The 19,831-nt window shown below is 40.8% G+C and carries 20 protein-coding genes; 8 read left to right on the top strand and 12 right to left on the bottom strand.

Features of this window, described 5'->3' with window-relative positions; genetic code table 11:
- Window positions 1-107 precede the first annotated feature (107 nt).
- Window positions 108-776, bottom strand: a complete 669-nt coding sequence (locus tag MHI20_RS00995) for a YkyA family protein (protein WP_327855279.1) — start codon at window positions 774-776, stop codon at window positions 108-110.
- A 235-nt stretch (window positions 777-1,011) separates the two neighbouring features.
- On the opposite strand from MHI20_RS00995, the gene MHI20_RS00990 reads away from it, so the two are divergent.
- Together MHI20_RS00990 and def are read left to right on the top strand one after the other, a co-directional pair.
- Complete coding sequence (locus MHI20_RS00990; protein ID WP_026050085.1) at window positions 1,012-1,191, top strand: YjcZ family sporulation protein; 180 nt, start codon at window positions 1,012-1,014, stop codon at window positions 1,189-1,191.
- Between the two features lie 112 nt (window positions 1,192-1,303).
- Window positions 1,304-1,861, top strand: coding sequence for a peptide deformylase (gene def / locus MHI20_RS00985; RefSeq protein ID WP_008345111.1), 558 nt, complete (start codon window positions 1,304-1,306; stop codon window positions 1,859-1,861).
- Window positions 1,862-1,899: 38 nt separating this feature from the next.
- Here def and MHI20_RS00980 read toward each other — a convergent pair whose 3' ends face one another.
- Window positions 1,900-2,679 (bottom strand): Cof-type HAD-IIB family hydrolase, encoded by a 780-nt coding sequence (locus tag MHI20_RS00980; protein ID WP_340936319.1) that lies wholly within the window; start codon window positions 2,677-2,679, stop codon window positions 1,900-1,902.
- Window positions 2,680-3,073: 394 nt separating this feature from the next.
- On the opposite strand from MHI20_RS00980, the gene MHI20_RS00975 reads away from it, so the two are divergent.
- On the top strand, window positions 3,074-3,283 hold the full coding sequence (locus MHI20_RS00975; RefSeq protein ID WP_008345114.1) for a DNA-dependent RNA polymerase subunit epsilon: 210 nt from the start codon (window positions 3,074-3,076) through the stop codon (window positions 3,281-3,283).
- A 5-nt stretch (window positions 3,284-3,288) separates the two neighbouring features.
- Complete coding sequence (rnjA, locus tag MHI20_RS00970) at window positions 3,289-4,956, top strand: ribonuclease J1 (RefSeq protein WP_008345116.1); 1,668 nt, start codon at window positions 3,289-3,291, stop codon at window positions 4,954-4,956.
- A gap of 99 nt (window positions 4,957-5,055) precedes the next feature.
- Here the strand turns inward: rnjA and ade are convergent, their stop codons facing one another.
- From ade to MHI20_RS00945, 5 genes are all read right to left on the bottom strand, one after another.
- On the bottom strand, window positions 5,056-6,786 hold the full coding sequence (ade, locus tag MHI20_RS00965; protein WP_041507360.1) for an adenine deaminase: 1,731 nt from the start codon (window positions 6,784-6,786) through the stop codon (window positions 5,056-5,058).
- Between the two features lie 263 nt (window positions 6,787-7,049).
- Window positions 7,050-7,718: a potassium channel family protein gene (locus MHI20_RS00960; RefSeq protein ID WP_008345123.1), complete on the bottom strand. Its 669-nt coding sequence runs from the start codon at window positions 7,716-7,718 to the stop codon at window positions 7,050-7,052.
- A 37-nt stretch (window positions 7,719-7,755) separates the two neighbouring features.
- The gene (locus MHI20_RS00955; RefSeq protein ID WP_045034222.1) at window positions 7,756-8,598 is read right to left on the bottom strand and encodes a gamma-glutamylcyclotransferase; all 843 of its coding nucleotides are present in this window, start codon (window positions 8,596-8,598) and stop codon (window positions 7,756-7,758) included.
- A 27-nt stretch (window positions 8,599-8,625) separates the two neighbouring features.
- Window positions 8,626-9,915, bottom strand: a complete 1,290-nt coding sequence (locus MHI20_RS00950) for an ATP-binding protein (RefSeq protein ID WP_110487262.1) — start codon at window positions 9,913-9,915, stop codon at window positions 8,626-8,628.
- Between the two features lie 144 nt (window positions 9,916-10,059).
- Window positions 10,060-10,338, bottom strand: coding sequence for an AbrB/MazE/SpoVT family DNA-binding domain-containing protein (locus MHI20_RS00945; protein ID WP_017359400.1), 279 nt, complete (start codon window positions 10,336-10,338; stop codon window positions 10,060-10,062).
- 276 nt (window positions 10,339-10,614) lie between these two features.
- On the opposite strand from MHI20_RS00945, the gene mreBH reads away from it, so the two are divergent.
- The 3 genes from mreBH to MHI20_RS00930 all read left to right on the top strand — a co-directional run bounded on the left by mreBH (window position 10,615) and on the right by MHI20_RS00930 (window position 13,167).
- Window positions 10,615-11,622: a rod-share determining protein MreBH gene (mreBH, locus tag MHI20_RS00940; RefSeq protein WP_017359401.1), complete on the top strand. Its 1,008-nt coding sequence runs from the start codon at window positions 10,615-10,617 to the stop codon at window positions 11,620-11,622.
- A gap of 74 nt (window positions 11,623-11,696) precedes the next feature.
- The gene (locus tag MHI20_RS00935) at window positions 11,697-11,828 is read left to right on the top strand and encodes a protein YkpC (protein WP_003210922.1); all 132 of its coding nucleotides are present in this window, start codon (window positions 11,697-11,699) and stop codon (window positions 11,826-11,828) included.
- A 106-nt stretch (window positions 11,829-11,934) separates the two neighbouring features.
- Window positions 11,935-13,167 (top strand): aminopeptidase, encoded by a 1,233-nt coding sequence (locus tag MHI20_RS00930; protein ID WP_008345134.1) that lies wholly within the window; start codon window positions 11,935-11,937, stop codon window positions 13,165-13,167.
- A gap of 40 nt (window positions 13,168-13,207) precedes the next feature.
- On the opposite strand, the gene MHI20_RS00925 is transcribed toward MHI20_RS00930, so the two are convergent.
- Window positions 13,208-14,827: an ABC-F family ATP-binding cassette domain-containing protein gene (locus MHI20_RS00925; RefSeq protein ID WP_007498620.1), complete on the bottom strand. Its 1,620-nt coding sequence runs from the start codon at window positions 14,825-14,827 to the stop codon at window positions 13,208-13,210.
- Between the two features lie 144 nt (window positions 14,828-14,971).
- Between MHI20_RS00925 and MHI20_RS00920 the strand changes: the two genes are divergently transcribed.
- Complete coding sequence (locus MHI20_RS00920; RefSeq protein WP_008345136.1) at window positions 14,972-15,247, top strand: hypothetical protein; 276 nt, start codon at window positions 14,972-14,974, stop codon at window positions 15,245-15,247.
- A gap of 63 nt (window positions 15,248-15,310) precedes the next feature.
- On the opposite strand, the gene lepB is transcribed toward MHI20_RS00920, so the two are convergent.
- The 4 genes from lepB to MHI20_RS00900 all read right to left on the bottom strand — a co-directional run bounded on the left by lepB (window position 15,311) and on the right by MHI20_RS00900 (window position 19,663).
- On the bottom strand, window positions 15,311-15,883 hold the full coding sequence (gene lepB, locus MHI20_RS00915) for a signal peptidase I (protein WP_034647709.1): 573 nt from the start codon (window positions 15,881-15,883) through the stop codon (window positions 15,311-15,313).
- A 210-nt stretch (window positions 15,884-16,093) separates the two neighbouring features.
- Window positions 16,094-17,986, bottom strand: coding sequence for a PTS fructose transporter subunit IIABC (locus MHI20_RS00910; RefSeq protein ID WP_008345139.1), 1,893 nt, complete (start codon window positions 17,984-17,986; stop codon window positions 16,094-16,096).
- A gap of 13 nt (window positions 17,987-17,999) precedes the next feature.
- The gene (gene pfkB, locus MHI20_RS00905; RefSeq protein ID WP_100324945.1) at window positions 18,000-18,911 is read right to left on the bottom strand and encodes a 1-phosphofructokinase; all 912 of its coding nucleotides are present in this window, start codon (window positions 18,909-18,911) and stop codon (window positions 18,000-18,002) included.
- On the bottom strand, window positions 18,908-19,663 hold the full coding sequence (locus tag MHI20_RS00900) for a DeoR/GlpR family DNA-binding transcription regulator (RefSeq protein ID WP_008345143.1): 756 nt from the start codon (window positions 19,661-19,663) through the stop codon (window positions 18,908-18,910). Before MHI20_RS00900 ends, pfkB begins: the two co-directional genes overlap by 4 nt.
- Between the last annotated feature and the right edge of the window lie 168 nt (window positions 19,664-19,831).

The raw sequence follows: 19,831 nt of genomic DNA, 5'->3' as shown, positions 1-19,831 counted from the left end.
CCTTTCTCTTCTTTTCAGTTTGACATCTTGGAAAAACGAGTAACGACACGCAGGCACTTTGGGAGTAGCAGCGATAAACAGAACTAGCAAATATGGAAGTACTGTTTTTAGCTGTTTTGTGATTCTTTCTGAGCTGTTTTGTATAAAGCTTGTTTATATTCGTTCAATTGATCTGTATATTGATTGAACTTCTTGCTTTCTTTTCTAACTTTACTATAGGAACGATTGACTGTTTTCAGTTTGGATTTCAGTTCGACGTATCCTAAGTCTTTTCTTTTTAAGGATTCATACAAGTGCTTGTCTTGTTTCAGCGCCTTTTGATACTCACGGTAAAGCTGATCATACGATGCATATCTTTTTTCAATTGATTTGACTGTTTGTTCTGCTTTGTCTTTTACTTCTGCATCTTTTATCTGTCCAGCGAATTCCTTTACAGATTGAAATTCTTTTTTCGATTGATCCATGCTGTCTTTTTCTGTTTTTAAATGTTCTTCACGCTTTTCTGCCGATGCTAATGCTTGATCAGACAAGTTTGAGACTGTTTTTGTGTGGTCTTTTGTTGTTTGAATCATTTTTTTATACAACTGCTGCTCTTTTTTTTCATAGCTTTGCAGTGCGCCTTGTTCTTTTTCAAAGGATGCTTCTTTTTCGCTCATTTTTGTCATGGCATCTTGCATCTCATAAAGCGGATTTTGACCTCCGCAGCCCGCAAGCAAGAGGGTGCATATCCCCGCTAAAGTTGCACCTGCTTTTATTCTTCTTTTCATCTGTTTCAATTACAAGGTCCCCCTTTACATCTCCACATACCACTATAATTTTTCAGGGCGGTTGTGACAAGGAAAGAGGATGGTTTTTTGAGGGGAAAGAAGATTTTTTTCATGCTCTAGGCTCATGACTATACAAATAGTGCATTCATACATAGTTTATATTACACGCTTCGCCTTCACTTATGAGAGGCCGAGTGTATTTCCAAAGGAGGTCAAAAGTATGTCTAATTATAGTCATGGAAGTATGTATGGTGGATACGGCGGTTACGGTTATGGATACGGCGGCGGTTGTTGCTATCCAAGTTATGGTGGTGGATACGGTTGCGGTTACGGTGGTGGACGTACATTCGCTTTAATCGTCGTCCTATTCATTCTATTGATCATTGTTGGCGCAGCATTCTTAGGCGGCGGTGGCTGCTGCTAATGGCTGAATAAGCCTCTGACCGGTCTCATACGACCGGTCTTCTTTATTTCATTGCATATGTTGTGTATCATTTTATATACTTTACATACAAAGGAAATAGGAGTGAAGTTTTGTGATTACCATGGATGATATCGTACGAGACGGGCATCCCGTCTTAAGACAAACAGCTGAAGCGGTCGAACTCCCGCCAACAGAAGAAGAAAAACAGCAATTAGCTGACATGATTGAATTTGTCAAAAACAGTCAGGATGCAGACATTGCTGAAAAATATGAACTTAGACCCGGTGTTGGCCTAGCAGCTCCGCAAATCAATATCAGTAAACGAATGATCGCTGTTCACTGTGAAGACGAGGGCGGAGAACTTTACAGCTATGCATTATTCAATCCTCGCATTGTTAGCCATTCAGTCAAAAGAGCTTATTTAGCTACTGGAGAAGGCTGTTTATCTGTTGATGAAGCCATCCCTGGATTCGTCCCGCGCTATGAAAAAATCAGGGTGAAAGGTACAACGCTTGAAGGTGAAGATATTGATATTCGCCTCAAAGGGTTTCCGGCCATCGTTTTTCAGCATGAAATTGACCACTTAAATGGCATTATGTTTTATGATCATATTCAAAAAGATCATCCATTCGCCGAGCCAGACAACGCGGTTGCGATCGGCAGATCATAACATAAAAACAAGACCCGTCCATCAGCGGGTCTTGTTTTTTATTCATCAATAAGGCCTAATTCATTCACAGCGTGGAATATGCCATCCTCATCTACAGGTTTGGTGACAAAGTCAGCTAATGTTTTTAATTCATTGACTGCATTCCCCATCGCAACGCCTGTTCCAACAAACGAAATCATTTCTCGATCGTTCAGCCCGTCACCGAAGGCAATTGTGTCCTTTTGATCGTACGGAAGTCTTTCAATGACTCGTTTAATTCCTTCAGCCTTTGATCCACCTTTTGGCAGGACATCCGTAGACAGCTCATGCCACCTGACGAGATCAATTTCTTCACGGAACGCTTCATATAGATGTTCCTCTTCTGCTTTACAAAATAACAGCATTTGATAAATGACGTTTTCTTTAAAGAATGACAAATCGTGCTCGGGATGCTCTGTTTTTAAAGTGCCAATCCCTTCATGGATAAATGGATGGTTGGGCACAGACGCCTTCATCGTCTTCTCTCCCATGAAAACAAGCGGATGATCATGTTGATCCGCTGTTTCATAAATTTTATCCATCAGCTCTTGCTTAAGCGGATTGCCGTAAATGACTTCTCCTTCGCACATGACATACTGACCGTTATAAGCAATAAATGAGTCAAGCCCTATTTCTTCTAAAATAGGCTGGATGAGAAAAGGCGATCGGCCAGATGCAATGAAGAGATGATGCCCTTTTTCTTTTAATAAACGAACAGCTCGCTTCGTTGATTCAGGTATTTTTTTATCATGGTCATATAAAGTACCGTCGATATCAAAGAAGATGACTTTTTTATTCATATCTCGTCTCCTGTCTCTTGTTATGTATACCCTCTCCCCTTCATCATACAGAAAGATCTTCACTGACGAAACCACTTCCTCTTAAAACGCCCATTTCCCACATATAACCATGTAACATTAAGTGGAAACATCATATAATACAAGTATATAGAGAGAACGGAACAAATGGCTGAATGAGACTCATACCGAAAGGAGGCGATCCGCGATGCTTCGTCGTCTGCGCAAGAAAATTCGAAGACAATGGAAGGACATGCTTCGTAAAAAATCGATTGCTTAAAAGGATCTTCCGCACATTTGCTGAAGGTCCTTTTTTCTCTGAGACTTTTCTTATGCGCGTTTTTTTAATATAATAGAATAAGCGAGTGTAACATACGGTATTTAAGGAGAGATTTGGATGATATATAAGGTATTTTTTCAGGCAAGTACGACTGAGGTACCTGTGAGAGAACACACAGATTCACTATACGTTGAAGCGGTTTCTGAAAGAGACGTACGCGATAAGTTGAAAAAACATAACTACAATATTGAATTCATTCAGCCTGTAGACGGTGCTTTTTTAGACTATGAACGAGAAAGTGAAAATTTTAAAGTATTGGAGCTATGAGAGGAATGAAATTTGTAAAAAACGATCAGGCGGCAGTTTTTGCACTCGGCGGATTAGGCGAGATCGGTAAAAACACGTATGGCGTTCAATTTCAAGATGAAATCATTTTGATTGATGCTGGTATTAAGTTCCCTGAAGATGAACTTCTTGGAATTGATTACGTCATCCCTGACTATACGTATTTAGTTAAAAACGAAGATAAAATCAAAGGTCTTTTTATTACTCATGGACATGAAGACCACATCGGCGGTATCCCTTATCTTCTCAAGCAAGTGAATATTCCAGTTTACGGAGGCAAACTCGCAATCGGCCTACTTCGTAACAAATTGGAAGAGCATGGTCTATTAAGACAGACCAAACTTCACATCTTTGAAGAAGAAGATACGATCAAATTTAGAAAAACAGCTGTGTCTTTCTTTAGAACGACGCACAGTATCCCAGATTCTTATGGAATTGTCGTGAAGACACCTCCTGGTAACATCGTACATACAGGAGATTTCAAGTTTGACTTTACTCCTGTTGGCGAGCCTGCCAATTTAACGAAAATGGCTGAGATCGGGAAAGAAGGCGTTCTTTGTCTTCTATCTGACAGTACAAATAGTGAAATTCCAGAATTTACGATGTCCGAAAGACGTGTAGGTGAAAGCATTGATGACATCTTCAGAAAAGTAGATGGACGTATTATCTTTGCTACATTTGCATCTAACATTCACAGACTTCAGCAAGTCATCGAGTCAGCTGTTGCCAACGGCCGAAAAGTCGCTGTGTTTGGGCGTAGCATGGAGTCTGCCATTGATATTGGACAAGAGCTCGGATATATCAAATGTCCAAAAAACACGTTCATTGAACACAATGAAATCAACCGCCTTCCAGCAAACAAAGTAACCATTCTTTGTACTGGTAGTCAGGGCGAACCGATGGCCGCTCTTTCTCGTATTGCCAACGGTACGCACCGCCAGATTTCAATTAACCCTGGAGACACTGTTGTCTTCTCGTCTTCACCGATCCCAGGTAACAATATTAGCGTAAGCCGTACCATTAACCAGCTTTATCGTGCTGGTGCTGAAGTCATTCATGGCTCACTCAATAATATTCATACCTCTGGACACGGCGGGCAGGAAGAACAAAAGCTGATGCTCCGTTTAATTAAACCAAAATTCTTCATGCCGATTCACGGTGAGTACCGCATGCAAAAAACGCATATTAAACTTGCAAATGATTGCGGAATCCCTGAGGAAAACTGCTTTATCATGGATAACGGTGAAGTTCTTGCACTGAAAGGTGACGAAGCAAGTGTCGCTGGCAAAATTCCATCAGGCAACGTGTATATCGACGGTAGCGGTATTGGTGATATCGGCAACATCGTGTTAAGAGACCGCCGCATTCTTTCAGAAGAAGGTCTTGTCATTGTTGTTGTCAGCATGGATATGAAAGAATTCAAAATTTCTGCAGGTCCTGATTTAATCTCAAGAGGTTTTGTCTACATGAGAGAATCTGGAGACCTCATTAATGACGCGCAAGATCTCATTTCAAAGCATCTTGAAAAAGTAATGGAACGTAAGACGACTCAATGGTCAGAAATTAAGAACGAGATTACTGACACTCTTGCTCCTTTCCTTTATGAAAAAACAAGACGCCGCCCAATGATCTTACCGATTATTATGGAAGTGTAATGACGTACAAGGAGACACAGCCAATTGGCTGTGTCTCTTTTTTATGCGTAATAAAAAAACCCGCATATCTGTACGATACGTGCGGGTTCAGTCATTGTTTTACGATTGAATCGGGAGATGCTGAAAACTTCTCACATCAAACAATCCTTGTGTTGTCATTTTCACATCAGGAATGACTGGCAGTGCTAAGAAGGATAATGTCAAAAACGGATTAAAGTCTAAGACAAAGCCTGTTTCCTTTAAAGCATCATGAAGTGCATGAAGGCTTTCATTGACCGTATGTGCAGGTTGATCTGATAATAAACCGGAAATCGGTAATGGAAGCGTATGAAGAACTTCTCCGTCTTTTACAACGGTCAAACCGCCCCCTGCTTCTTTTAACGTCTCAATGGCTTTGATCATATCAGCATCATTTGTTCCAACGGCAATTAAGTTATGCGAGTCATGGGCAACTGTTGTTGCAATCGCCCCCTCTTTTAAACCGAAACCGCTGACAACCCCTATCCCAATTTCAGATAGACCTTTATGGCGTTCGACAAGTACTATTTTTAATACATCTCGATCAATATCACTCGTAAATTGTCCATCGCTTCCAGAAGGAGATATTTGTTCTAATTTCGTTTCAAGCTGATTCGGTATAATGCGAATGACATTCATCTTTTGATGATCTGTTATAGACAGCGTTAGATCTTTCTCTTGAACGTCCACTGCATGTACCGATTGCATGAGCGAAGAACTTGGCGTGATCTTGTCGACACTTGGCAAATATTCTCCATGTTCAGAGACCAATTCTCCTGCAATAAAGACGCTTGTAATTCCTACCTCATGTAAGTCAGAAATGAGCATAAAGTCCGCGTCAAAGCCTGGTGCAATCGCTCCCTTTGTTTTGAGACCGAAGCACTCCGCTGCGTTTAAACTTCCCATTTGATATGCTAAAAAGGGGTCCAATCCTTCTTGTATCGACATCCGTACTTGTTCATCAATACTTCCTTGAGCCATTAAATCATCTAAATGTTTATCATCCGTACAAAAGAAAAAGCGTCTCGCATTCTTCTCATTGACAGCAGGTAATACGTTTTTCACGTTTTTAGCAACAGAGCCTTCTCTCAGCATGACATACATGCCTCTTTTGACACGTTCAAGGGCCTCTTGAGCTGTTGTCACCTCATGATCCGTTTGGACATTAGCTGTTCGGTACACATTAATTAATCGGGCCGTTAATCCTGCTAGATGGCCATCAATGAGTTTATGTTCATGTTGAGCATCAAGCAGTTTTTGAAGCATATCTTCTTCCGCTTGTTCCACTGCGACATAATCCATCACTTCGGCAAGACCAAGCACTTCTTTCTCCTGATAAAGAGGCTTTAAATCTTTTGCTTTTAGTGTAGCACCTGATCGTTCAAAGCTGACTGCCGGTACACAGGATGGCAGCATGAAATATATATTTAGAGCAGCTTTTCTCGCTTCTTCGAGCATAAAACGGATACCTGCAACACCGGATACATTGGCAATTTCATGCGGGTCTGTTACAACAGTTGTCACACCGTGAGGAACGACAGCTTTGGAAAATTCAGCAGGAGTCACCATCGAGGATTCGATATGAACGTGGCCGTCAATGAAACCGGGAACAAGCATTTGACCTGTTGCATCCAGCTCCTGTTCTCCTTCATACTCCCCAATTCCTACTATTTTTCCATTTTCAACAGCGACATCAGCGTCTATCCATTCCTGGTTAAACACGTCCATAACCTTCGCATGTTTAATCACTAGGGCTGCTTTTTTTCTCTTTGCAGCTACCTCAATTTGATGTCTGAAAAGCTCCTTATCCAACGACACTGCCTCCTCCGAGTAAACAATATAATGTTTCTTATCGTAAACGAATCTGTTTGCCCAGTCAATGACATTTAGAGAAAATCAACCATATCAAAAGATTGATTTTTATTTCTGAATAGTGATAATTGGCTGAAAAATAACCATGTTCTATTTTGCTGTTCTTTTAGAAAGTAAACGGCTCTTTTCCACTTTGTTCTCTCCCGCAATGTCCGCCCCATATGTACACTTCTAAAGCAAAAAAACACCCCTTCTCGGAGTGTTTAATAGTCGTTCTGCATTTCCCGTTTTTCAAAGCGCCCGATATCTGCCACTGCCCCAATGACAATGAGGATATCTTCTTTTTGAATCATTTCATCTGCGAGCGGTGAAACGATCACTTCTTTCCCGCGTTTAATTGCCACGATATTGATCCCGTACCTTGCACGAATGTCGAGATCTAACAAAGAGTGCCCAGCAAGTCTGCTGTTGGCTACGATTTCAATGAGGCTGTACTCATCTGACAGCTCTAAATAATCAAGCACGTTGTTAGAAATAATTTTATGTGCAATCCGTCTGCCCATGTCTCGTTCAGGATGGACAATACGGTCCGCACCAATTTTATTCAAAACCTTTTCATGGTAGTCATTTTGAGCTTTCACTGTGACCATTTTGACACCAAGTTCTTTCAGCATAATCGTTGTTAAAATACTCGCCTGAATGTTTTCACCTATCGCCACGATCACATGATCAAAATTGCGGATGCCTAGGTTTTTTAGGACAGATTCGTCCGTCGAATCACCAATCACGGCATGTGATGCAATTTTAGCATATTCGTTCACACGATCTTCATTCATATCCATGGCCATGACTTCAAGTCCTTCTTCGCTTAGCGCCTTGCAGATACTTCCGCCGAAGCGTCCAAGACCAATGACTGCATATTCCTTTTTCATGTTCAGACTCCTTTTATATCACTTACCATGCATTTTACTACGGTTTCATTAATGAATCCATATGCGACCGTATTTTTTTACGAAACGCTTCACTTAAGTAAAGGTCTGCTCCTTTTTCGATTTCACTGCGATAATGACCAGGAGGCGCAATTTCTTCGCTCTTTTTTAAAACGAGAAACGTTAAGCAGTCCTCATACACTTGATCACCTACTGTGACATCGACAAATGCTGGACGATAAGTTCCTTCATTTACACCTTCTCGTTTGTACAAATAACGAATGGCATCAAAAGGTACTTCATATAGAACACCCTCTGTTTCTCCGCCGTCTTCTACCATATCTGCTCTTGATCCATCAGGGCGCACCAATGTAAACCTTGTGGTAAAACGATCAAGTGTGCCGCCGCCGATGATTTGTTTGAAATAATGTTCCACTTTCGCAAGCTTAAACCTTGCATCATCCATACAGGACCCATAGGCAAAATAATAGAAGGAAGACGGTTTGCGCTCCCATAGTTGATATGACTTCCAGCAGCCGCTTTCAATCTCCTTTAGACTCGATGCCTTCTGCTTACATATTGTATAAGCAACGGCTGACCTTGGCCCCTGGTCTGTCATAACCTCTATTTCCTGCTGGTCATACCCTTCCTCTAGCTCATCTATCTTATGCAGCGTTTCATCACTGACCTCATACAATTCTCCATATACTGTGCTTTGTTCCGAGACAACACACACAGGGTAACCCTCACCTGTATCGTACAGTCTCCCTTTTATCCAAGCAGATGCTGCTAATGGACTGCTTTCTTTCATCAATGTCTCGTGATACTTTTCGTGCTTTAAAAGTGTCCCATACACAAATAACGTCTTTGTCTCCTTCGTCATCACACATCACATCCTCTCACCTTGCTACTATCTGCTTTTTTGATACACAGGTAAGTAAATATCAAAAGCCGTCCCTTTGCTGAGCTCGCTCTTTACATCCATTCTTCCATGGTGATCTTTTAAGATCGTCGCACAGATCGTTAAACCAAGTCCTGTACCTTCTTTTTTAGTCGAAAAGAAAGGATCATATATTTTCAGAATGTCCTCTTCGGACATTCCTTTTCCTTCATCTTGAATCGTGATTTTCCATTCATTCATCACTTTTTCTGTTGATATGTATATACTGCCGCCTTCAGGCATCGCCTCGATCGCATTTTTGATTAAGTTAATGAACAGCTGCTTCATTTGATTGGCGTCTGCTAATATCGTGCCAGCATCCTGCTTTTTAAATGGCTGTTTGAGATCAATATTTGAAAGAACGGCATTTGTCTTTAATAAGGTAATCACCTGCTCTAGCAAATCATGGAGCTGTACTTCTTGAAATTGAACCGATTGAGGTTTTGCTAAGACAAGCAGTTCACTTAAAACAAAATCAATGCGTTTAATTTCAGAAAAGATGATATCAAAATAATCGGTTCTTTCAGGATATTGCGTTTTCATCAGCTGCAAAAATCCATTGACTGAGGTGAGCGGATTTCTGACTTCATGGGCAATGCCAGCAGCTATTTGTCCTGCAACAGCCAGCTTTTGTGCCTGCATTTGCAGTTGCTGATTTGATCTTTCAAGTTCAAGCTTTGCCTGCTTTTGTTTCGTGATATCTGCAACCGTTCCAATACCTCCAGTAAACTGGTGCTGTTCATCGAAATAAAGCTTATAATGCACATCTCCCCATACCTTTTTTCCTTCTTTATGGAGAAGCTGCAGCTCCACCCGCCCCTCATCCTTATGCTCTTTGATCACAGACAACAAATGCTGAACGACATGCTCTTCTTGATCAAAGTACTGATTGTACATCGTACCTAGACACTCCTCTATGTCGTAACCCGTCATTTGTTTCCATGCTTGATTTAAAAAAATGATTTCACCTTTTTCATTGGTTTCAAAAACGATTTCTTGCAAGTTATCTGTTATTCGATTCAGCCGCTCTGTCAATTCGTGTGCTTCTTTTTCTCGTTTATTTAAATCTGATACAAGCAAATTCAACCGGTCCACATAGCCTGAGATGGTCCAAATACCGGCCAAAACAACGACTGTAAAGGCTAGATCGAGCGGCCAATTAATGTGATAGCCGCTAAGATAATAAAAGAAATCCCAGCTCAAAATTAATATAAATGCAAGAACGGATAACAGGATCCGTACTTGATATGTTTTGTTCAAATAATTCCACCTGCCGCCCTGAGATTCTTTGTCAATTGTACCATTTTCCACTTATTTTTTGAGGGAGATGCGGCATTTTTAAGGAACTTTTTTAGAAAAAATAGCCTGCTCTCAGCACAATGGGAGAGAACAGGCTATTTTTATTTACTGCTGAAGGGCTTCTTGAAGCTCTTTTAGCAGTAGTTCTGCGCCTTCAGCGCTTAATGTAATTTGACCATTTCCATACTCGTGGTTCTCAGATGTAATCTCACCAGTCATCAGGCAGACGCCCTCTGGCTGATATTTTTTCAAGACGATTTTATCTCCATCTATAAAAAATTCCATACTGTCTTTAATAGCGATATCAAGTGCTCTTCTCAATTCGATTGGCATCACTATACGCCCTAGTTCATCTACTTTTCTTACAACTCCGATAGATTTCAATTTCGTTCCCTCTTTCTTTCATTAGCTCAAGATCAATCTGTTTTTCACCAATTGATATATCGTAGACGTAAGAGATTCTTAAAAGGTTTCTCCTGCATAAAAATTTTTTTCAAAATCGAAAAACCAAAGGGAAAATTTATTGTGATTGTCAAAATGAGACTTGAATTTTACAGATTCATTTCAAGGTGATCACAAACCCCCACAAATGACCTCAACCCTCTGAACTTTTAAATGTAAAATTGTTTAAAACAGCAAAAATAGAGATTGGGTGAAAACATGTTTCAAAATGCCGAAATTGGAATTGATTTAGGAACAGCTAACATATTGGTTTACAGTAAAAATAAAGGAATTATTCTCAATGAACCATCCGTTGTGGCAGTAGATACGGAAACAAAAACTGTCCTTGCAGTGGGGTCAGAAGCAAAAGAGATGATTGGGAAAACACCTGGAAAAATTGTAGCGATCCGTCCGATGAAAGATGGTGTCATCGCTGATTATGATATGACAACCGATTTACTCAAACAAATTATGAAAAAAGCAGGAAAAAATATTGGGTTTACCTTTAGAAAGCCGACTGTGGTTGTTTGTACACCATCAGGTTCAACAGCGGTCGAACGCCGCGCGATCAGCGATGCTGTCAAAAATTGCGGGGCAAAGCATGTGCATTTAATTGAAGAACCCGTCGCAGCTGCAATCGGTGCTGATCTCCCGGTGGACGAGCCTGTTGCCAACGTCGTTGTAGACATTGGCGGAGGCACAACAGAGGTAGCGATCATTTCATTTGGCGGAGTTGTCTCTTGCCACTCGATCCGAATTGGCGGAGATCAACTGGATGAAGATATCATTACTTTTGTGAGAAAGAAATACAATTTACTGATCGGTGAACGGACAGCTGAGCAGGTAAAAATGGAAATTGGTTATGGACTCATTGAACACGAACCTGAGTCATTAGAAGTTCGTGGACGCGACCTTGTCACAGGTCTTCCAAAAACAATTACACTTGAATCAACAGAAATTCAAGGTGCTATGCGAGAATCACTTCTTCATATTTTAGAGGCGATTCGGGCTACATTAGAAGACAGCCCTCCAGAACTGAGTGGTGATATCGTAGATCGCGGCGTCATTCTAACTGGCGGTGGTGCACTATTAAACGGTATTCAAGAATGGCTCTCTCAAGAAATTGTCGTCCCAGTTCATATCGCAGCAAATCCTCTTGAATCTGTCGCAATTGGAACGGGTCGTTCATTAGAAGTAATCGACAAATTGCAAAAAACATTAAAATAATCTTCATATTCTACTTCTTTTTTCATCATTTCGATCATATCGTGATGAATGGATAAACGTGAAGGAGGAAGAACATGTTGCTTGATTTAGGTAAACGGGTCGTTGTCACAGTCATTTTAACCGGTATTATTTTAGGAGGAATGAGCCTGTCGTTTTCACATATGCCCCCTTCTAATGCACAGCCTGTGAAACAACTGAACCGCTAAAAAAGCCGCACGAAAGCGGCTTTTTTATTTTGCTTCGGGACGGCTCCCCATTTTCCTTTTCGGTCTTAAATCTGATATGATGAACATGACTAAAGGAGGGTTTTTTATGAGTTCATTCGAAAAACAACTAGATCAATATGCAAAAACCATCGTTGAAGTAGGTGTAAATGTTCAAAGTGGTCAAGAAGTGGTCGTATCTGCGTTCACTGAATCTGTAGACCTTGTCCGCCTTGTGGCAAAACACGCATATGAGCGCGGAGCGAAAAACGTACATATCCGCTGGAGTGATGGTGTTCTGACCCGTTTAAAATATGAACATGCCCCACAAGATGTGTTTGAGCAATTTCCAGAATGGGAAGCACAGATGATGGAAACCATCGCAAAACGTGGCGGTGCTTTTATTACGATCTTGTCAGAAAGCCCTGATCTTCTAAGTGGCATTGACTCGAAAAAAATTGCTTCACAGCAAAAAGCTGCAGGTTCAGCACTTCATACATATCGTCAATACGTTCAATCTGACAAAGTTGCATGGACAGTCGTCGGTGCTGCATCAAAAGATTGGGCGAAAAAGATTTTCCCTGAGCATGCAGATGAAGAAGCTGTTGCATTATTATGGGACCAAATCTTTAAAGTCGCCCGCGCTGATCAGCCAGATCCTGTTGAAGCGTGGAAAAAGCACGATGAATCACTAAATGAAAAAGTAAAAGTATTAAATGAACGTCACTACCACAAGCTGCACTATGAAGCACCAGGTACAGATTTAACGATTGAACTTCCAGAGCAGCATATTTGGGTAGGTGCTGGCAGCGTAAGTGAACGCGGCGTATCATTCATGGCCAATATGCCAACAGAAGAGGTCTTTACCGTACCTAAAAAAGATGGTGTAAACGGGACTGTCTCTAGCACTAAGCCACTTAGTTATGCAGGAAACATTATTGATGAATTTACGTTAACCTTTGAAAATGGGCGTATTGTAGATGTGAAAGCAAAAGAGGGCGAAGACATTTTAACCTCTCTCGTTGAAACAGATGAAGGCTCACATTATCTAGGTGAGGTTGCCCTTGTACCAGATGATTCACCAATTTCTAACTCAAATATCCTCTATTACAATACACTTTACGATGAAAATGCATCCAATCACCTTGCCATCGGCAGCGGTTACGCATTTAATATCGAAGGCGGTAAAGAGATGAAACGAGAGGAATTAGACGCAGCTGGTGTGAACAGCAGTATTACACACGTCGATTTCATGATTGGTTCAAAGGAAATGAATATTGATGGAATCACAAAAGATGGTAAACGCGAACCGATTTTCCGTAATGGAAATTGGGCTTTTTAAAGAAAAAAGACATCCTCATGTGGATGTCTTTTCTTTATGTTTATGCATACAGTTCTTGTAGTCTTTTTTGAATCTCTTGATCTGATAAGAACTCATCATAAGTTGTTTGTTTATCAACGATGCCATTTGGCGTCACTTCGATAATACGGTTTGCAACTGTTTCAACAAACTGATGGTCATGAGATGAGAAGAGCATAGCCCCTTTAAAGCTCATTAGACCGTTATTCAGCGCTGTGATGGACTCTAGGTCTAAATGGTTCGTCGGCTCGTCTAACAGCAAAATATTCGCTCCAGACAGCATCATTTTTGATAACATACAACGAACCTTTTCTCCACCTGATAAGACGCTTGCTTTTTTCTTCACTTCTTCCCCAGAGAAAAGCATACGGCCTAAGAAACCACGCAGGAAGCTTTCACTTTGATCATTAGGAGAATATTGACGAAGCCAATCAACAAGATCTAAATCGCTTCCTTCAAAATATTCGCTGTTGTCTTTAGGGAAAAAGGCTTGAGATGTTGTCACGCCCCATTTAAACGTCCCGCTGTCTGGCTCCATTTCACCAGCAAGGATTTTAAATAAAGTAGAGACAGCAAGCTCATTACGGCTTAAGAACGCAATTTTATCCTCACGATTCATAATAAAGCTGACGTTATCCAGTACTTTTACACCGTCAATCGTTTTTGATAGACCTTCTACTTGAAGGACATCATTTCCGATTTCACGCTCTGGCGCAAAATGAACATAAGGATATTTACGAGAAGATGGTTTAATGTCATCTAGCGAAATCTTATCAAGCAATTTTTTTCTTGATGTCGCTTGCTTCGATTTAGATGCGTTCGCACTGAACCGAGCAACGAATTCTTGAAGCTGCTTAATCTGTTCTTCTTTTTTCTTGTTGGCATCCTGGCTGAGTTTTAATGCCAGCTGGCTTGATTCATACCAGAAATCATAGTTTCCGACATACACTTGAATTTTTCCAAAGTCAAGGTCTGCAATATGCGTACATACTTTGTTTAAGAAATGACGGTCATGCGATACGACGATGACGGTATTCTCAAAGTTAATGAGGAACTCTTCCAGCCACTGGATCGCTTGTAAGTCCAAGTGGTTCGTTGGCTCATCGAGAAGGAGAACGTCAGGTTTACCGAATAGAGCTTGTGCTAACAATACTTTAACCTTTTCAGATCCGCCAAGCTCAGACATTTTCTTCGATTGCAAGCTCTCTGGAATGCCAAGACCTTTTAATAGGATCGCAGCTTCACTTTCCGCTTCCCATCCGTTTAACTCAGCAAACTCACCTTCAAGCTCTGCTGCACGAATCCCGTCTTCATCTGAGAAATCAGGTTTCATATAAATCGCATCTTTTTCCTGCATCACATCATATAGACGTTTGTGACCCATGATGACGACTTTTAACACTTCAAACTCTTCGTATTCAAAGTGGTTCTGTTTTAAAATCGCTAAACGTTCACCAGGACTCATATGAACATCGCCCGTTTGAGCTTCAATTTCTCCAGAAAGAATCTTTAAGAACGTTGATTTACCAGCTCCATTGGCACCAATTAGTCCGTAGCAGTTGCCAGGAGTGAACTTAATATTTACTTCTTCAAATAATTTACGATCAGCAAATCGCAAACTAACATTATTCACTGCAATCATTTATTAATCCTCCATCACTCATTCATCAATATGAAGTATAACATGAATAACGATTGATAGAAACGTCTCTCGCTAAGAACAAAGGCTTTTTGTCCAATATGGTATAATAAGTGGGAATGTTTTTATTGAAGGAGTTCGGGCGATTTGAGATTACTCACACTCATGGAATACTGTTTATTGATTTTCTTTATGGGCATTTATTTATCGGCGACTGGCTTTAATGCAAGAGACTTTGGCCTTTATATTGGCCTTGTCCTCATTTACACACTGGTCCATATCTTTTCAAAACGCTTTTTACAAAAGCGCGGAAAAGACAATGTGAAAATTGGATTATTCCGTTCTGTTTTGGCGATTACTGGGTCCGTTTTCGCTTCTGTTTTGGCCATTGTCATCATTGTCACGATGCTCACACCAAATTAAAAACGACCCTACATGAAGGGTCGTCCATTCAAGCACCTTTCTTACGCATTGAGAAAGGTGTATTTATTGTGTTTGTCGAATATCGCCAAATGGGAAGAAAACAAATTCTGATGTGCCGACAATCCGATCCTTTTCAATGAGTCCGAGTCCATTTCGACTGTCCATAGAATTCAGTCTGTTGTCACCCATAACAAAGTAATCGTTTTTCGGTACTTTCACTGGACCAAAATCTCCTGTTAAATGTACCTCATACTCTTTGGCATGCGCCTTGTTCTCTTTTAAATAAGGCTCATCTACTTTTTTACCATTAATGTAAAGCGTATCATCCTTCATTTCAATCGTGTCGCCTGGAAGGCCGATCAATCGTTTGACATAATGAATTTTCTGACCGTCTTTTCCATTAATAATCACGATGTCACCACGTTTGACTCCACCGAGATAGTTGATGGTTTTGTTAACAAACAGCTTTTCTCCATCATGAAGGGTTGGTTCCATTGACTCTCCTTCCACCACATACGGCTCAAAAATAAACGTACGGATGATGAGGACGAGGGCAAGTGCAATTAAAATGGCTTTGATCCATTCAAACAGAGAACTTTTCTTCTCTTTTTTGGCTTGTTTCCCATCAGATTGAATGTCATTTTCGTTTTGTTTGTTTTCTTCGTTCAAAATACTGCTTCCTCCTAAGACTTTCTGCTAAAAGACTTGAAACGCGAATTGAATAACTTTACTTTATCACATGTTATTTAAAAATTCACAAGACAACCATTCAATTAGATATTTTTTCCTAATTTGCTGATGATTAAACAAAAAGAAGCACCGCTCTTCACGATGCTTCTTTTCAAATTAAGCTTCTTGTCGGACTGGTTTTTTTAGAATTCCGAGAAGTAGCGCTGTAACAATGGCACCGATTAAGATGCTGATGATGTAAAGAACTGGATGGTTCGTTACCCAGAAAACGAATAGTCCGCCGTGCGGTGCAGGAAGCGTCACTCTAAAGAATTCTGTTAATCCACCTGCAACTGCTGCACCAATCACAGCTGAAGGAATGACGCGCAGAGGATCTGCCGCTGCAAACGGGATCGCCCCTTCCGTAATGAACGCAGCTCCCATGAAGTAACATGTAATACCTGCTTCACGGTCACGTTTAGAGAATTTGTTTCTAAAGATCGTTGTCGCTAGCGCAATTCCTAGAGGCGGCACCATTCCACCTGCCATAATCGCCGCATGCGGTGCATAGTTGCCAGCAGCAATCATCGCAAGACCAAATGTGTAGGCCGCTTTGTTAATCGGACCACCCATATCAATGGCCATCATACCAGCTAAAATAATCCCCATTAATACAAGGTTTCCAGTACCAAGTGATTCAAGCCAGTGTGTTAATCCGTCCATGACCATTTTAACAGGTGTGTTGACGATGTAATGCATGATAATCCCTGTAAAGAAAATACCGAACAATGGATAGAGCAGAACTGGTTTAATACCATCGAGCGACTGTGGTACAAAAGTGAATACTTTTTTGAGTAGCACCACAATGTAACCAGCAAGGAAACCAGCAATCAATCCGCCTAAGAATCCAGCTCCTGCTGCAGAGGCCATGAATCCGCCAACCATACCTGGTGCGAAACCTGGACGGTCTGCAATACTCATTGCGATAAATCCAGCTAATACAGCAACGATTAAGGCAAGTGCATTATCTCCGCCAATTCCTTTTAATACAGCTGCAAATGAATTGAAAGAAGGGTCTTTAGGGTCAGCTGAGTTAATTCCCCAGAAGAATGAAATCGCAACGAGGATACCGCCCCCAACAACAAACGGAAGCATGTTGCTTACACCGCTCATTAAGTGCTTATAGAATCCACTTCTTCCCTTGCCTGATGATTCATTTTCATCTTTTGAAGAACTGCCGCCTGAACCTTTATAAATCGGCGCATCTTGATTGATGGCTTTTTCGATCAATTCTTGCGGACGGCGAATTCCAGCTGTCACAGGTACTTCAATGACATGTTTGCCTTTAAAGCGTTCCATTTCCACTTGTTTATCAGCTGCCACAATAATAGCTGGCGCTTCTTCAATTTCTTTTGCTGTCAGGGCATGTTTAATTCCACTAGAGCCGTTTGTCTCAACTTTAATGTCAACGCCCATTTCTTTTGCCTTTTCTTTCAAAGCATCTGCGGCCATAAATGTATGTGCGATGCCTGTTGGACAAGCTGTCACCGCTAAAATTTTAGCAGGTTTTCCCGGTGCAGCCGGTTCCTCTTTGACTTCCTCTTCTTCTTCATCGTCTTTATCATGTGTATTGATAATTTCAATGATTTCATCTTCAGTAGCCGCTTCAAGAAGCTGCTTTCGGATCTCTTCACGCATGAGAAGTGTGGATAAACGGGAAAGTGCTTCTAAATGCGTGTTGTTTGCGCCTTCAGTTGCTGCAATCATAAAGACAAGATGACTTGGCTGTCCGTCTAATGATTCATAATCTACACCAGCTGTTGAACGACCAAATGCAATAGCAGGTTCTTTCACACTTGCTGTTTTTGCATGAGGAATCGCAATTCCTTCTCCGATTCCCGTAGAGCTTTGTTTTTCACGATTAACAACAGCTGCTTTGTAGCCTTCTTTATCATTTAATTTACCAGCTGTATCTAATACAGTGACCAGTTCTTCAATAACGGCTTCTTTTTGCTGGCTGTCTAATTGAAGCTTAATCGTATGCTTCGTGAGTAGTTCTGTAATTTTCATGATGACTCCTCCTTTAAATGCGTGTGACTTTTACTTGTGGCAATAATGTATCGACAAGCTCTTTTGTTCCAAGTTCCTCAGAAAATGCTGTAGCACTTCCTGATGTGACGCCAAGCTTAAATGATTCTTCTATGGAAAGGCCTTTAGAAACGCCAGCTAAGAATCCTGCAACGACTGAATCCCCTGCACCAACTGAGTTGATCAGCTTGCCTTTTGGAACATTAGATTGAAAGATCCCTTCCTTACTGAATAAGAGAGCGCCGTCTCCAGCCATAGACACAATGACATGTTCAGCACCTTGTTCCAACAGCTTTTTCCCATAAGGAATGGCTTCTTCTGCAGATGAAATAGTGGTTTCAAACATTTCACCTAACTCATGATGGTTTGGTTTCATTAAGAATGGTTTCAGATCTGCTGCTTTTTTTAAGGCTTCTCCAGAAATATCAAGTACTACTCTTACCCCTTGCTTCGCACATACTTCAGCAATGCGCTCATATGTGTTATGAGGCAGTGAAGAAGGAATGCTTCCTGCTAATACAACGACATCGCCTTCTGTTAATGACGTGAATTGGGATAAAAACGAATCGAACTGTGCTTCAGTAATACTTGGACCGAGCCCGTTGATTTCCGTTTCTTCGCCTGTTTTTAGTTTCACATTGATACGTGTATCTTCTGACACCTCATGAAAGGCTGTTTGTAATTGTTCGTTTTGTAAAAAGTCTTGAATATATTTGCCTGTAAAACCGCCAATGAATCCAAGTGCTTTTGATTCAACACCGTGCCGTTTTAAAAGCCTTGAGACATTGATTCCTTTACCACCTGGATATTTTTTGTCATAGGTTGAACGATTTAAACCGCCGACCGCAAAATCCTCCACGTGTACGATGTAATCAACTGATGGGTTTAAAGTAACTGTATAAATCATGTTTTCACTACCTTTATAACCGTTTTTTCATGGTAATTATCGAATGAATCCTCTTTTGCGTCGTTTGTGATAATGGTGGCTTCCTGTAAACTAGCAAAGGTTGAAAACGATATTTCGCCAAACTTTGAGGCATCTGTTAAGATGTAGGTTTTTTTCGCCTGCTTCATGGCTCTTTTTTTAATGAGCGCTTCTTCTGGATCAGGTGTTGTAAACCCTGCCTCGGGATGAATGCCGTTCGTCCCAACAAAGCTTTTGTCAAAACGGTAATTTTCCATAGCTGTCAAAGCTGCGGCTCCCACCATGGCTCCTGTTCGATGTTTCACTGATCCGCCTATCAAGTAAAAAGAAATGCCTTTTCTCATGAGTGCTTCAATGTGCATGACACCATTTGTCACCACCACGATATCTTGATCTGGATCGATAAAGTCAATCATTTGCTGTGTTGTCGTACCAGCATCTAAGTAAATACAATCGCCTTGTTTTAAAAGTGATGCAGCTGCCTCTGCAATCAATGACTTTTCATGAAGGTTTTTGGCAGATTTCTCAAACACATCTGGCTCAAGACGAATACTAGATATTTTAGCAGCTCCTCCGTGAACTCTTTTAAGAAAGCCTTTTTCTTCGAGGGCTGACAAATCTCTTCTAATTGTAGATTCAGACGCATCCGTCATAATCGTTAAGTCCTGTATTTTGATGACATCGTTTTCTTCTAAATAGTCGATAATGAGTTGATGTCTTTCTGGTGTTAGCATTGAAAACACCCCCTTTTGAAAACGTATTCATTTTGCGCGCACCTTTATTGTAATCGCTTTTTTCAACATTATCAATACAAAACAATCAAATACATTCAATAACTATCAAAATCTTTCACAATGGTCATCTTACCTTTATATGTACCATTTGTAAACTGAAAAATATGT

This window comes from Bacillus sp. FSL K6-1106, assembly GCF_038005245.1.
Taxonomy (GTDB): domain Bacteria; phylum Bacillota; class Bacilli; order Bacillales; family Bacillaceae; genus Bacillus; species Bacillus altitudinis.
This window is presented reverse-complemented; position numbering and strand designations above follow the sequence as displayed.